The sequence below is a fragment of the Streptomyces boncukensis genome (genome assembly GCF_011045075.1).
Taxonomy (GTDB): Bacteria; Actinomycetota; Actinomycetes; order Streptomycetales; family Streptomycetaceae; genus Streptomyces; species Streptomyces boncukensis.
Genome location: NZ_JAAKZZ010001129.1, coordinates 1 through 429, shown reverse-complemented (window position 1 = coordinate 429; position 429 = coordinate 1). Strand labels below are relative to the sequence as shown.

Here is a 429-nt window from a genome sequence, read left to right as displayed (position 1 = left end):
GGTGGTGGGGACGGTGATGTCGAGCGGGTTGGCGCGGTCGGTGCTCTCGATGGACCCGTCGGGGGCGCGGTGCACGATGATCTCGCCGCCGAGGACGGGGAGTCCGGCGTAGGTGCGCTCGTAGCGGGTGTGGGTCGCGCCGTCGCGGTTCTTGACGACGTTGCGGACCTTCAGCTTCTCCTTGCCGCCCAGCTTGAGCGTGTCCGCCGTGCCCTCCGCGCGCGCGTCGGCGGTGCGCAGCAGACCGGCGCGCTCCTTCGGCGTCACCTTGGCGGGCAGTGCGCCGGTGTCCGCCTTGCCGTCCCGCGCCGCGGAGTCGGACTGGGCGCCTGCGGTGCCCGTCTGCACGCTCACGGCCACCAGGGCCGCGGCGGCGAGCAGGGCGCCGGCGGAGGTGCGGCGGTGTCTGAGCCTGGGGGGTCGGGGGGG

At 75.3% G+C, this 429-nt stretch carries 1 pseudogene; it reads right to left on the bottom strand.

Features of this window, described 5'->3' with window-relative positions:
• Nucleotides 1-354: pseudogene (locus G5C65_RS38285) on the bottom strand (M4 family metallopeptidase); the annotation flags it as partial.
• Nucleotides 355-429: the final 75 nt, after the last annotated feature.